Origin of the sequence: Mesorhizobium sp. B4-1-1, from assembly GCF_006439375.1 — a bacterium.
Classification (GTDB): domain Bacteria; phylum Pseudomonadota; class Alphaproteobacteria; order Rhizobiales; family Rhizobiaceae; genus Mesorhizobium.
Window position 1 is genome coordinate 105,912 of the sequence record NZ_VFTH01000001.1, and the last position, 12,752, is coordinate 118,663.

A 12,752-nucleotide genomic window follows, 5' to 3' on the forward strand; every position below is an offset into this window, starting at 1 on the left:
TCGCCTATCGGGATACCGCGCGATCACGCTACCGGAACAGGTATTTAGACACTTCCGGATTGCCGCGGCGCCACATCACATTGTCGAGGAAGTAGTGGTGCACATTGATGAAGATCAGCACGATGAAGAAGAACAGCGAGGAACCGAGGACCTGGCTGTCGTACGGGATCAGGGCGGTCAGCACGAAGGGGATCAGCCAGAAGCCGAGATAGCCGAGAGCGCCACCGCCGATGATGAACCCCAGCACCCGCAACCTGTAGCGGGGCCCAAGCACGGATAGTATCTTCGGCTCCGGATCCCGCGCGGCGTCCGAGACGTCACGCTCGACATTGGTCTGATAGCGCCACACCACGGCCAGATATTGCAGCGAGTGAAGCGCCGGCACCACGAGCAGCCAGAGCGGGTTAACCCTGGCGATCAGGATCCAGAGATAGAGTGACGCGACATAGGCCACGATGCCGTTGTAAGGCAGTCCGCCGCCATTCCTTCGCCAGCGGTTGACCAGCATCAAAAGCGTGGCCGCCGTCGATCCGACGGCCGCCAGCACGGCAATGTCGGTGATCCAGGACGGCGCCGCGAAGGTGTAATATTGAAGGCCGTAATACTGTCCCTGCGTCACAGCCGTATTCGTCTGCAGCCAGGCCAGGATCCACACCGCGTAGCTGTTGACAAGCAGCACCTTCTTGTCCCGGTCATCGAAGAATTTGCGTTTCAGGACGGCGTCGACCATCAGCATGCCGTAGCCTTGCTTGACGTAGTGCCAGCCGACGAAGAAGAACATCGCGTTGGCCGCGAAGCCCAGCAGCCGCGTGTTCGACGTCGCCGCGCCATAGGCAAAGAACAGCGCCATGATCGCCGGAACGATGACGCCGGCGAAAATATAGCGAAGCTGCAGGCTCCTGTCGTAGCCGTCGCCGCGCGCCTTGCGGCCGAAATTGCGGTAGAAAATCTGGTAGGAGTGGGCGAAGTGCGGATAGTTCACCAGATAGGCCACGACGACCATCGTCGCGGCCAGCGGACCTTCATACGCGCGAGGCACGAAGAACAGCACCGGCAGGATCAGAAACGCGCTGCCGCCCAGCATGAGGAAGTCGGCGACCGGACCGAAAAGATATTTGCCAGGCGGCGTCGTCGCCTTGGGGGCCTCAGCGTCTACCGAAAGGTCGAGTGTCATCCTGGAGCCTCCCTCGGAGGCGCCGAGTTTAACCACGACCTTATCCAGGGACAAGGCAATCACCCCTTGTCTTGGGGAAGTCACCCCATCAGGCTGAGGCGGTCGAAGCGATCTTCATCAGCCGTTTTCTGGCCTCCGCCACTCGCTTCTTCTCCGACCTTATGCGGTCGCACAGCGCGAGATTGATCCCGACGCCACATTCTTCATCCAGCATTTCTTTTGCATGATTGAGCGATGTCTCTGCGCGCTTGACACGCAGCCTGGCTCTATCCAGTTCCAGATTTAATACGTCCACTCTCTGCATCCCGCATTGCAGTCCCTTCAACAGGGAAACAGCCGCGCATAAGTTTTTGTTCCGATTGCAGGGGCGCAGACGACATGCCCTGCGTCGATCGCCCCGGATACGGAAGCGTCGGTAGGTTTGCTCCGGCATCTACTCGGTTGTTGAAAATTTGGTGAGCGCGATGGGATTCGAACCCATGACCTACTGATTAAAAGTCAGTTGCTCTACCGGCTGAGCTACGCGCTCCCGCGGGCTCGAAACGCCGCCCTCGAAATTGCGCGGAACATAGGGAGAGTGCCGCGGCCGGTCAACCGGAAAAAGATGGCCGCCAGCCGGAGTTATCAACGGGTCTGGCGAATTTTGGCGACTGGCGATCAAGCATCCGGGGTGCCGAGTCCGATGGCTCGCTTCGATCTGCCTCGGTATCTCAGAAGCTCCTGAAATAACAATGGTTTGAGATTCAAAGGGGAACAATCGCGGTCATTTTCCGTTTCTCCGGCACAGGACGTCAAACCATCCTCTCAAGGAGAAGAACAATGAAAAAGATCGTGTCGGGCTTGCTTGCCGCCGCCTTGTCGGTTTCGTTCGCCGCCGCCGCGGCAGTACCCGCCAATGCCGCCCAGGTGTTCGTGCCGCAGGCTTCGCCGTCCTCGTCCGACGTCCAGAAGGTAGCAGAACGCGACTTCCGATGGAGGCATGGCGGCCATTGGCGCGGCGGCCAGCGTTTCTCGCGCAATGACGGCATGTACTGGAACGGCCATCGCGGCTATCGTGAATATCGCCACGGCTATCGTCGTCATGGCGACTACTGGTTCCCGTTGGCTGCTTTCGCCACTGGCGCGCTGATCACCGGCGCCATCGTCAACAGCGAGAACAACCGCGTCTATCGCGGCAACTCACACGTGCAGTGGTGCTACGACCGTTATCGTTCGTATCGCGCCTCGGACAACACCTTCCAACCCTACAACGGCCCGCGTCAGCAGTGCATGTCGCCCTACTGACGGCCTCCAGTCAGTACCCAGGGTCGTTGACTGAGCCCGTGCCTCTCGAGGCACGGGCTCTCTCGTTGTTAGTCAGCCGGATTTCAACAGCGCACCCACAGGTCAGCTTGCCCAGCTAATGCTTTTGAGAATCAGATAAAGACCTACGCCGTCATCTGGAGGAGAGCGATAGGCTCCGCAAGCGTTGCAAATCCGAGTCACTGCTGAGGTCAGTTTCCAGCCGAGCGCATCAAGATCTTCGTCCGTCACATAGTCCCGAGTTAACTCGCCGATGCCGTGCTTCTTACCGAAAGATCGGGCTGACTGGGCGTCAGTTATGAATTCCGAAGGCCAATTCGAATTGGCCCAAGCCCAGAGCCAATTGCCAGCTTTAACGCTCGTTGACCCAGCAATTTGGATGTCCGAGACGACCTTGACGACGCCTTCTTCTGAGAAAAGGAGCTTTCCAGCCTTCAGGTCGTAATTATAGCGAGACCAACTGCCAAGGCGGAAGTCATCCTGCAGGCGCCTATTTTTCGCTCGAAGTTGTTCGAACGCCTCTTCACGCCAGGCAGCATACCAGTCTGGGTCCATTCCCCTCACCCTGCACGTTGACTGACAGCTCCTTATTGCCCACTCAACGTCCTGCGCACCGCATCGCGCCATCCGGCCAGCTTCGCCCCGCGCACGGCCGCATCCATCTGCGGCATGAAGCGCCGTTCAAGCGCCCAGCTCTTGGCGAATTCCCTTGCCTTCGGCCATACGCCGGCCTTCGAACCGGCGAGCCAGGCGGCGCCAAGCGCCGTCGTCTCCAGGATCGTCGGACGGTCGACCGGCGCGTCGAGAATATCGGCGAGCCGCTGCATGGTCCAGTCGGACGCCACCATGCCGCCGTCGACGCGAAGCACGGTCTTGGCCGAGGCGCCTTTCCAGTCCTTGCGCATGGCGTCGAGCAGGTCGCGGGTCTGGAAGGCGACCGATTCAAGTGCGGCGCGCGCGAACTCGGCCGGGCCGGAGTTGCGCGTCAGGCCGAAGATAGCGCCGCGCGCGTCCGCGTCCCAATGCGGCGCGCCGAGGCCGACGAAGGCCGGCACCAGATAGACTTGTTGCGCCGGGTCCGCGGCCGCCGCCAAGGCGCCGCTTTGCTCGGCCTTGCCGATCACCTTGATGCCGTCGCGCAGCCATTGCACGGCGGCGCCCGCGATGAAGATCGAGCCTTCCAGCGCGTAGGTGGTTTTGCCGTTGAGCCGATAAGCGATAGTGGTGAGTAGGCGATTCCTCGAACGCACCAGGTCGGCGCCCGTGTTGAGCAGAGCGAAGCAGCCGGTGCCGTAGGTGGATTTCATCATGCCGGGCTCGAAGCAGGCCTGGCCGATGGTCGCCGCATGCTGGTCGCCGGCGACGCCGAGGATCCGCATCTCGGCTCCGAAGAGGCTCTTCTCGGTGACGCCGAAATCGTCGGCGCAATCCTTCACCCGCGGCAGGATCGCTGCCGGTATGTTGAGGATGGAAAGCAACTCGTCGTCCCAGACATTCTTCTCGATATTGTAGACCAAAGTGCGCGAGGCGTTGGTCGCATCGGTAGCGTGCATCTGGCCGCCGGTCAGCCGCCAGATCAGGAAACTGTCGATGGTGCCGGCGAGCAGTTCGCCTCTCTCGGCGCGCTTCCTGGCGCCCTTCACCTTGTCCAGCATCCAGGCGATCTTGGTGCCGGAGAAATAGGGATCGAGCAGCAGGCCGGTCTTTTTCGTGAATGTCTTCTCCAATCCCTGCTTCTTCAGCTTCTGACAGAGCGGCGCGGTGCGCCTGTCCTGCCAGACGATCGCATTATGGATCGGCTTGCCGGTCGCCTTGTCCCAGATGACGACCGTCTCGCGCTGGTTGGTGATGCCGATCGCGGCGACATCCGATGCCGTGCGGCCGGCGGCCTTCAATGCCGATTTCACCGTGGCGAGAACGCTCGCCCAGATGTCTTCCGGGTCATGTTCGACCCAGCCGGAAGCCGGATAATGCTGCGTGAATTCCTGCTGGCCGGCGCCGGCGACTTTCATGTTCCCGTCGAAAAGGATTGCCCTGGTCGATGTTGTGCCTTGATCGATTGCGAGAATGTGCTTGGTCAAAATTCGACAACCCTATCTAATTTCCAGTTTGCCTTGTCGGAGGCCAAGTCCGATCGGGGCGACGCAAACAGTCAGATCTTCCAACTTCTCACCCGCATCCAGTGCCTTGGAAACCGCGCCTGCATAGCTGGAGGCTGTTGCGACGGTTTGCACTGTCAGCGAAGGAAGTTGACCGCGCGCGAGAGCGTCGTGGACAAGCCGCGCGATCGGGTGCCGGGCGACTTTGAAACTGTGGCGCCGGCCCTGCAGGTCACTCAGCACGTATTCAAAATCTTTCGGAGCCGAGAGGCTTCTCAAAGCATATTCGGCGATGATCTCCGGGACCAACTCGTAAGCGAGCCGCAGCTCTGGATTCTGCGGGACCTGCTTCAATCGGCTCGAGGCAGATGCACTCGTTGCATCGCTTTCATCCTGGTGATCTGAAGCGTGCTGCGCGGCCCATTCGAGAGCCAAATTCGCTGTGAAAAGCGGCTCACCATTTTCACCGGTCGCGGCCGGAGCCCAGAGTCGAGTACGTCGAAAAAGCGAGGAGATCACCGGACGCTCCGAAGCGTTTGCCGGGGCAGGACGCCCCGGCAAACTGTAGTCGGACAGAATTACTTCTGCCAGCTCTTCACCAGCTCGTCATAGTTGACGGTCTGCGGCTTTTCCTTCTCGTTCTCGATCTTCAGCTGCGGCGCAAGGTTGCCCTTCGAGACGGCATCCTTGTTCCAATAGTCGAGATCGTGCTCTTCGGCGAGCTTCGGGCCGATGTCGCCCTGGACGCCGGACTTCTCGATGCGGCCCATGACCTTTTCCTGCTCGGCGCAGAGCGAGTCCATCGCTTCCTGAGCCGACTTGGCGCCGGACGAGGCATCGCCGATCGCCTGCCACCAGAGTTGCGCCAGCTTCGGATAGTCAGGCACGTTGGTACCCGTCGGCGACCACTGGACGCGGGCCGGCGAACGATAGAACTCGATCAGGCCGCCGAGCTTCGGAGCGCGCTCGGTGAAGCTCTTGTCGTGGATCGTGCTCTCGCGGATGAAGGTCAGGCCGACATGGCTCTTCTTCACGTCGACCGTTTTCGAGGTGACGAACTGCGCATAAAGCCAGGCCGCCTTGGCGCGATCGTCCGGCGTCGATTTCATCAGCGTCCAGGAACCCACGTCCTGATAGCCGAGCTTCATGCCGTCCTTCCAGTAGACGCCATGCGGCGACGGCGCCATGCGCCACTTCGGCGTGCCGTCGTCGTTCAGCACCGCCTTGGCGCCGGCGTCGACCATCGAAGCGGTGAAGGCGGTGTACCAGAAGATCTGCTGCGCGACCGCGCCCTGCGCCGGCACCGGGCCGGATTCGGAGAAGGTCATGCCCTGGGCTTCCGCCGGAGCGTAGGCCTTCAGCCAGTCGAGATATTTCTGGATCGAGTAGACCGCCGCCGGGCCGTTGGTGTCGCCGCCACGCGCTGTGCAGGAGCCGACAGGGCGCGAATTCTCGTCGACCTTGATGCCCCATTCGTCGACGGGCAGGCCGTTCGGAATGCCCTTGTCGCCATTGCCGGCCATGGACAGCCAGGCGTCGGTGAACCGCCAGCCGAGCGACGGGTCCTTCTTGCCGTAGTCCATATGGCCGTAGACCTTCTTGCCGTCGATCTCGCGGCCGGTGAAGAATTCGGCGATGTCCTCATAAGCCGACCAGTTGACGGGAACGCCTAGGTCGTAGCCGTATTTGGCCTTGAAGTCGGCCTTGTTCTTCTCGTCGTTGAACCAGTCGTAGCGGAACCAGTAGAGGTTGGCGAACTGCTGGTCGGGGAGCTGATAGAGCTTCTTGTCGGGCGCCGTCGTGAACGAGGTGCCGATGAAGTCCTTCAGGTCGAGGTTCGGATTGGTGACGTCCTTGCCTTCATTCGCCATCCAGTCGGTCAGGTTGCGCACCTGCTGGTAGCGCCAGTGCGTGCCGATCAGGTCGGAATCGTTGACCCAGCCGTCATAGAGGTTCTGTCCCGTCTGCATCTGGGTCTGGATCTTTTCGACGACGTCGCCTTCCTGGATGACGTCATGCGTGACCTTGATGCCGGTGATGGCGGAGAAGGCCGGCGCCAGCACCTGTGACTCGTATTGGTGCGTGGCGATGGTTTCCGAAACGACCTTGATGTCCATGCCGGCGAACGGCTTGGCTGCGTCGATGAACCACTGCATTTCCTTTTCCTGATCGGCGCGCGAAAGCGTCGAAAGGTCGCCTATCTCCTTGTCGAGAAAGGCTTTTGCCTCGTCCATACCGGCATAGGCGTTGCCCACGCCGAGCAATAGGACAAGGGCGGTCGTCGATGTTAGAAATTGCCGTCGCATGTGTCTCCTCCAGTCTTAGGTTTCAAGTGCATTCCGGGCGGCCGCCAGCACGCGGCCGCTCCGGCTATTCCCCCTCTATACGTATCGGAACACGCCAACGGCGTAGACCACGGAGAGAGCGAGAGCCCACCACAGGTTGGGTCCTACCAGACCCAGCCAAGCGAGATGGATGAAGGCGCTGCCAAGCAGCGACAGGAACAAACGATCGCCGCGCGTCGTCTCGAAGCGCAGCACGCCGACGCGCGGATTGCCGCCGGGCGAGACATATTCCCAAACGCCCATGCCGCAGAGCATCAGCGCGATGACGATGAAGAAAGCAGCCGTCGGCCACGTCCACGCCATCCAGGAGAAGTCGAGGTTCATGGCTTAGACCCTCCCCAGGGCAAAGCCCTTGGCGATATAGTTTCGCACGAACCAGATGACCAAAGCGCCGGGGATCAGCGTCAGCACGCCGGCGGCGGCGAGCAGGCCCCAGTCCATGCCGGCGGCCGAGACGGTGCGGGTCATGGTGGCGGCGATCGGCTTGGCGTCGGTGGTGGTCAGCGTGCGCGCGATCAGGAGCTCCACCCACGAGAACATGAAGCAGAAGAAGCAGGCGACGCCGATGCCGCTCGCGATCAGCGGCATGAAGATCTTCACGAAAAAGCGCGGGAAGGAGTAGCCGTCGATATAGGCGGTTTCGTCGATCTCCTTCGGCACGCCGGACATGAAGCCTTCGAGGATCCACACCGCCAGCGGCACGTTGAACAGGCAGTGCGCCAGCGCCACGGCGATATGGGTGTCGATCAGGCCGAACGCCGAATAGAGCTGGAAGAACGGCAGCGCGAACACCGCCGGCGGCGCCATGCGGTTGGTCAAAAGCCAGAAGAACAAATGCTTGTCGCCAAGGAAGCGGTAGCGCGAGAAGGCGTAGGCCGCCGGCAGCGCCACCGCCACCGATATCACCATGTTCATCACCACATAGGTGATCGAGTTGATGTAGCCCGAATACCAGGACGGGTCGGTGAAGATGGTGCGATAGTTCGCCAGTGTCGGATTATGCGGGAACAGCGTCAGCGACGACACGATCTCCGCATTGGTCTTGAAGCTCATGTTGATGAGCCAGTAGATCGGCAGCAGGATAACGATGATGTAGACCGTCGGCACGATCCACCACCAGCGCGATTCCTCGCCGCGGCGGCGCATCAGCTTCGCCACCTCGTCCTGCGACAGCGCGCTGCCCACCTCGGTGACCGCCGTCTCGCTCACGCGCGTCGTCTCGTTGGCGCCCGCCATCTCAGCGCTCCGCGTCGTAATTGGTCATCACGGTGTAGAACACCCACGACAACAACAGGATGATCAGGAAGTAGACCAGCGACATTGCCGCCGCCGGACCGAGGTCGAACTGGCCGAGGGCGGTCTTGACGAGGTCGATCGACAGGAAGGTGGTGGAATTGCCGGGGCCGCCGCCGGTGACGACGAAGGGCTCGGTATAGATCATGAAGCTGTCCATGAAACGCAACAGCACGGCGATCAGCAGCACACGCTGCATCTTGGGCAGCTGGATGTAGCGGAACACCGCCCAGCGCGAGGCGCCGTCGATCTTGGCCGCCTGGTAGAAGGCATCGGGAATCGAGACCAGGCCGGCATAGCAAAGCAGCACGACCAAGCTCGTCCAGTGCCAGACATCCATGATGATGACGGTGACCCAGGCGTCGATCGGATCCTGGACGTAGTTGTAGTCGATGCCGAGTGCGTTGACGTAATAGCCGAGCAGGCCGATGTCGTTGCGGCCGAACACCTGCCAGATCGTGCCGACGACGTTCCACGGGATCAACAGCGGCAGCGCCATCAGCACCAGGCAGACCGGCACGCCCCAGCCCTTCTTCGGCATGTTGAGCGCGATGAAGATGCCGAGCGGCACCTCGATCGCCAGGATGATGAAGGAGAAGATCAGGTTGCGCACCATCGCTTCCCAGAAGCGGTCGGAGTGCAGCAGTTCCTCGAACCATTCGGTGCCGGCCCAGAAGAAGACGTTGTTGCCGAACGTGTCCTGCACCGAATAGTTGACGACGGTCATCAGCGGGATGACGGCCGAGAACGCCACCAGCACCAGCACCGGCAGCACAAGGAACCAGGCCTTGTTGTTCCAGGTCTTGTCCATCTACGCCCCCATCTCGACGCGCCAGGAATCGGCATAGATGTTGATGCCGGCCGGATCGAAGCGGACTTTCGGCTCGGCAGGCACCTCGTCGTCCTCGCCGATCACCGCGGCAATCTCCCTGCCTTCCAGGTTGGCGCGCACGACCTTGTGGCGGCCGACGTCCTCGACCTTGGAGACCTGCACCGCCATGCCCTCGCGGCCGAGCCGCACATATTCGGGACGGATGCCGAGCTCGACGGCGCCGGCTTCGGCCTTGGGCACGCCGGGCAATTCGATGCGCTGCGCGCCGAGCGTCGCCGTTCTGCCCTCGAGTGCGACCGGCAATACGTTCATGCCCGGCGAGCCGATGAAATAGCCGACGAAAGTGTGGCGCGGCCGTTCGAACAGCTCCGCCGGCGTGCCGATCTGGACGATCTCGCCATCATACATCACCACGACACGGTCGGCGAAAGTCAGCGCTTCGGTCTGATCGTGCGTGACATAGACCATTGTGTAGCCAAAGCGGCGGTGCAGTTGCTTGAGCTGCGAGCGCAGCACCCATTTCATATGCGGGTCGATCACCGTCAGCGGCTCGTCGAACAGGATGGCGTTGACGTCCGAGCGCACCAGGCCGCGTCCAAGCGAGATCTTCTGCTTCTGGTCGGCAGTGAGCCCGCGCGCTTTCTTTTTCGCCAGCGAAGCGAGATCGATCATGTCGAGCGTCTCGCGCACCTTGCGGTCGACGTCCGTCTCCGGCACGCGGCGGTTGCGCAGCGGGAAAGCCAGATTGTCGTAGACGGTCATGGTGTCGTAGATGACCGGGAACTGGAACACCTGCGCAATGTTGCGTTCCTGCGTCGACAGGTTGGTGACGTCACGGCCGTTGAACAAAAGCTTGCCGTGCGAGGGATGCAGCAGGCCGGAAATGATGTTGAGCAGAGTGGTCTTGCCGCAGCCCGACGGCCCGAGCAGTGCGTAGGCGCCGCCCTCCTCGAAGGTGTGGTGCACTTCCTTCAGCGCGAAATCGGAATCCTTCTGCGGGTTGGGCACGTAGGAATGACGAATATGATTGACCTCGATGCGCGCCATCGTTTGCTCCTCACGCCGCCAGCTTCGACGCCGTCACGGCGCGGCCGTTCTGGTCGAACACCATGATGTGGCGCGGATCGATGAACACCTCGACCTCGTCGTCCGTCTCGAAATCGAGAATGCCATGCGCAAGCATGACCCAGCGCGCATCGGCGAAATCAAGATGGACGAAGCTTTCCGAGCCGGTGATCTCGGTGATGGTGACCTTCGCCCGCACCGGCGCAGCGGAAGCGTTCGGCCGCTTCAGCGACAAATGATGCGGCTGGAACCCGATCGTGTAGCTGGCGTCGGGAATGCCGTTGAGTTCCGTCGGCACCGGCAGCTTGACGCCGCCTTCCAACAGAAAATCCGATCCCTTCTTGGAGAGCACGATGGTATTGAGCGGCGGATCCGCGAAGGTCCGCGCCGTCACCAGATCGACCGGCTTGCGGAACACTTCGACCGTCGGGCCGAATTGCGTGACGCGGCCTTCCGAAAGCGTCGCCGTGTTGCCGCCGAGCAAAAGCGCCTCGTGCGGCTCTGTCGTCGCATAGACGAAGATGGTGCCGGCGGCGGCAAAAATTTTCGGCAGCTCGGCGCGCAATTCCTCGCGCAGCTTGTAGTCGAGATTGGCCAAAGGCTCGTCGAGCAGCACCAAGCTAGCGTCCTTGACGATGGCGCGGGCAAGTGCGGTGCGCTGCTGCTGGCCGCCGGACAGGTTGAGCGGCGTGCGGTCGAGATAGGGCGTGAGCTTCAAAAGCGCCGCCGCGTTGCGCACCTCCTTGTCGATCTTCGCCTGATCGAGGCCGGCCACCCGCAGCGGCGAGGCGATGTTCTCGTAGACGGTCATCGCCGGGTAATTGATGAACTGCTGGTAGACCATGGCGACATTGCGCTTCTGCACCTTCTGCCCGGTGACGTCCTTGCCGTCGAACCAGACCGAGCCGGAACTCGGCGCGTCGAGGCCCGCCATCAGTCGCATCAGGCTGGTCTTGCCGGAAAGCGTCGGCCCCAGGAGCACGTTCAGTGAGCCGTGCTGAAGCGTCAGCGACACGTCGCGGATATGCTCCTGCGCGCCGATGGTCTTCGTCACGTTCCTCAGTTCCAGCATCACGCCTCCTCCCAGGCCTTGCGCATCAGCGGTCGATCCTCATTCCGCCGCCGCGACGTGACGGTTGCTCAGTCCGCGCATGAATTCTTCCAGCGCCGCCGTCTGCTCGCGGCTGAAATGCAGGCCGCGCTTGGTGCGGCGCCACAGCACGTCCTCGGCGGTGACCGCCCATTCGTTTTCGGCAAGATAGCGCACCTCGGCCTCGAAAAGGTCGGCGCCGAAATTGCGGCCGAGATCGGCATTCGACTTGGCGAGCCCTAGCAATTTCTCCGCGCGCGTGCCGTAGAGCCGCGTAAACCGGCGCGCCAGCCGCTGGTCGAGGAACGGATAGGCGTTCTTCAGCCTGGCGACCTGGGCATCGAAGCCGGTCGCGGCGAAATCGCCGCCGGGCAGCGGCGCGTCATGCGTCCAAGGCTTGCCGCGCTTGCCGAGAAAACCTTCGATCTTCTCAAGCATCGATTCCGCCAGCCGGCGGAAGGTCGTGATCTTGCCGCCGAAAGCGTTGAGCAAGGGCGCTGCGCCCTCCCCGCCCTCGGCCTTCAGCACATAGTCGCGCGTCGCCTCCTGCGCCTTGGAGGCGCCGTCGTCATAGAGCGGGCGCACCGCCGAATAGGTCCAGACGATGTCGGAACGCTTCACCGGCTGCGCGAAATATTCGCTTGCCGCGGCGCACAGATAGTCGATCTCGGTGTCGGAAATCTTCACGTCGTGCGGATCGCCCGGATAATCGCGGTCGGTGGTGCCGATCAGCGTGAATTCTTCCTCGTAAGGGATGGCGAAGATGATGCGGCCATCCTTGTTCTGGAAGAAATAGGCGCGCGGATCGTCGAACTTCCTATGGATGACGATGTGGCTGCCCTGCACGAGGCGGACATTGTGGACGTCGTTCTGGCCGACGGCGGTCGAGAGCACGTGGTCGACCCAGGGGCCGGCGGCGTTGACGAGAAGCCGCGCGCGAACCTCTTCGATTTCACCGGTAAGCACATTCTGCACTTTTAGGGTCCAAAGCGCACCGTCGCGCCGCGCGCTGACGACCTTGGTGCGGGTGCGGACAATGGCGCCCCGGTCTGCCGCGTCGCGGGCGTTCAGCGCCACCAGGCGCGCGTCGTTGACCCAACCGTCCGAATATTCGAAAGCCTTGCGGAACAATGGCTTGAGCGGCTTGCCTGCCGGGTCGCGCGTCATGTCCAGCGTCTTCGTCGCCGGCAACAGCTTGCGCCCGCCGATATGATCGTAAAGGAACAATCCCAGCCGGATCAGCCAAGCGGGCCTGAGGCCTTTGGCATAAGGCAGAACGAAGCGCATCGGCCAGATGATGTGCGGCGCGTTCTTCCACAGAACCTCGCGCTCCATCAGCGCTTCGCGCACCAGCCGGAATTCGTAGAATTCGAGGTAGCGAAGGCCGCCATGGATGAGCTTGGTCGAGCCCGACGAGGTTCCGCTGGCGAGATCGTTCATCTCGGCGAGGTATACCGAAAACCCACGACCAACGGCGTCGCGGGCTATGCCGCAGCCATTAATGCCGCCGCCGATGACGAAAATGTCATGGATCGGAGATGCGTCCAAAAAA

The 12,752-nt window shown here is 61.7% G+C and carries 13 protein-coding genes and 1 tRNA gene; 1 reads left to right on the forward strand and 13 read right to left on the reverse strand.

The window, feature by feature from the left end; genetic code table 11:
• Positions 1-28: 28 nt before the first annotated feature.
• The 3 genes from FJW10_RS00545 to FJW10_RS00555 all read right to left on the reverse strand — a co-directional run bounded on the left by FJW10_RS00545 (position 29) and on the right by FJW10_RS00555 (position 1,703).
• Positions 29-1,174: a hypothetical protein gene (locus FJW10_RS00545; RefSeq protein ID WP_140830110.1), complete on the reverse strand. Its 1,146-nt coding sequence runs from the start codon at positions 1,172-1,174 to the stop codon at positions 29-31.
• An 88-nt stretch (positions 1,175-1,262) separates the two neighbouring features.
• Positions 1,263-1,469, reverse strand: a complete 207-nt coding sequence (locus FJW10_RS00550; RefSeq protein ID WP_246674071.1) for a hypothetical protein — start codon at positions 1,467-1,469, stop codon at positions 1,263-1,265.
• 158 nt (positions 1,470-1,627) lie between these two features.
• Positions 1,628-1,703 (reverse strand) — tRNA-Lys (locus FJW10_RS00555).
• A 290-nt stretch (positions 1,704-1,993) separates the two neighbouring features.
• On the opposite strand from FJW10_RS00555, the gene FJW10_RS00560 reads away from it, so the two are divergent.
• Positions 1,994-2,458, forward strand: a complete 465-nt coding sequence (locus tag FJW10_RS00560) for a BA14K family protein (RefSeq protein WP_140897621.1) — start codon at positions 1,994-1,996, stop codon at positions 2,456-2,458.
• Positions 2,459-2,560: 102 nt separating this feature from the next.
• On the opposite strand, the gene FJW10_RS00565 is transcribed toward FJW10_RS00560, so the two are convergent.
• The 10 genes from FJW10_RS00565 to glpD form a co-directional block, all read right to left on the reverse strand.
• A complete protein-coding gene (locus FJW10_RS00565) occupies positions 2,561-3,031 on the reverse strand; it encodes a DUF6882 domain-containing protein (RefSeq protein ID WP_140830114.1) in 471 nt (156 codons plus the stop codon).
• A 32-nt stretch (positions 3,032-3,063) separates the two neighbouring features.
• Entirely contained in the window at positions 3,064-4,557 is a 1,494-nt protein-coding gene (gene glpK / locus FJW10_RS00570; protein ID WP_140897623.1) for a glycerol kinase GlpK, read from the reverse strand.
• 12 nt (positions 4,558-4,569) lie between these two features.
• Entirely contained in the window at positions 4,570-5,094 is a 525-nt protein-coding gene (locus FJW10_RS00575) for a hypothetical protein (protein ID WP_140897625.1), read from the reverse strand.
• 59 nt (positions 5,095-5,153) lie between these two features.
• Positions 5,154-6,881 (reverse strand): ABC transporter substrate-binding protein, encoded by a 1,728-nt coding sequence (locus FJW10_RS00580; RefSeq protein ID WP_140897626.1) that lies wholly within the window; start codon positions 6,879-6,881, stop codon positions 5,154-5,156.
• 75 nt (positions 6,882-6,956) lie between these two features.
• A complete protein-coding gene (locus tag FJW10_RS00585) occupies positions 6,957-7,244 on the reverse strand; it encodes a DUF2160 domain-containing protein (RefSeq protein ID WP_140653040.1) in 288 nt (95 codons plus the stop codon).
• 3 nt (positions 7,245-7,247) lie between these two features.
• A complete protein-coding gene (locus FJW10_RS00590) occupies positions 7,248-8,156 on the reverse strand; it encodes a carbohydrate ABC transporter permease (RefSeq protein ID WP_140782835.1) in 909 nt (302 codons plus the stop codon).
• Position 8,157: 1 nt separating this feature from the next.
• A complete protein-coding gene (locus FJW10_RS00595) occupies positions 8,158-9,024 on the reverse strand; it encodes a sugar ABC transporter permease (RefSeq protein ID WP_140856836.1) in 867 nt (288 codons plus the stop codon).
• A complete protein-coding gene (locus FJW10_RS00600) occupies positions 9,025-10,092 on the reverse strand; it encodes an ABC transporter ATP-binding protein (protein ID WP_140897628.1) in 1,068 nt (355 codons plus the stop codon).
• Between the two features lie 10 nt (positions 10,093-10,102).
• Positions 10,103-11,182, reverse strand: a complete 1,080-nt coding sequence (locus FJW10_RS00605) for an ABC transporter ATP-binding protein (RefSeq protein ID WP_140897630.1) — start codon at positions 11,180-11,182, stop codon at positions 10,103-10,105.
• A 39-nt stretch (positions 11,183-11,221) separates the two neighbouring features.
• On the reverse strand, positions 11,222-12,748 hold the full coding sequence (gene glpD, locus FJW10_RS00610) for a glycerol-3-phosphate dehydrogenase (protein ID WP_140830125.1): 1,527 nt from the start codon (positions 12,746-12,748) through the stop codon (positions 11,222-11,224).
• Positions 12,749-12,752: the final 4 nt, after the last annotated feature.

What these genes read in the sequence shown, in the direction of transcription:
- FJW10_RS00585 (WP_140653040.1), bottom strand. Translation starts at nt 7,244, where the DNA reads ATGAACCTCGACTTCTCCTGGATGGCGTGGACGTGGCCGACGGCTGCT.
- FJW10_RS00580 (WP_140897626.1), bottom strand. Translation starts at nt 6,881, where the DNA reads ATGCGACGGCAATTTCTAACATCGACGACCGCCCTTGTCCTATTGCTC.
- FJW10_RS00595 (WP_140856836.1), bottom strand. Translation starts at nt 9,024, where the DNA reads ATGGACAAGACCTGGAACAACAAGGCCTGGTTCCTTGTGCTGCCGGTG.
- FJW10_RS00600 (WP_140897628.1), bottom strand. Translation starts at nt 10,092, where the DNA reads ATGGCGCGCATCGAGGTCAATCATATTCGTCATTCCTACGTGCCCAAC.
- FJW10_RS00545 (WP_140830110.1), bottom strand. Translation starts at nt 1,174, where the DNA reads ATGACACTCGACCTTTCGGTAGACGCTGAGGCCCCCAAGGCGACGACG.
- FJW10_RS00560 (WP_140897621.1), top strand. Translation starts at nt 1,994, where the DNA reads ATGAAAAAGATCGTGTCGGGCTTGCTTGCCGCCGCCTTGTCGGTTTCG.
- FJW10_RS00605 (WP_140897630.1), bottom strand. Translation starts at nt 11,182, where the DNA reads ATGCTGGAACTGAGGAACGTGACGAAGACCATCGGCGCGCAGGAGCAT.
- FJW10_RS00565 (WP_140830114.1), bottom strand. Translation starts at nt 3,031, where the DNA reads ATGGACCCAGACTGGTATGCTGCCTGGCGTGAAGAGGCGTTCGAACAA.
- FJW10_RS00590 (WP_140782835.1), bottom strand. Translation starts at nt 8,156, where the DNA reads ATGGCGGGCGCCAACGAGACGACGCGCGTGAGCGAGACGGCGGTCACC.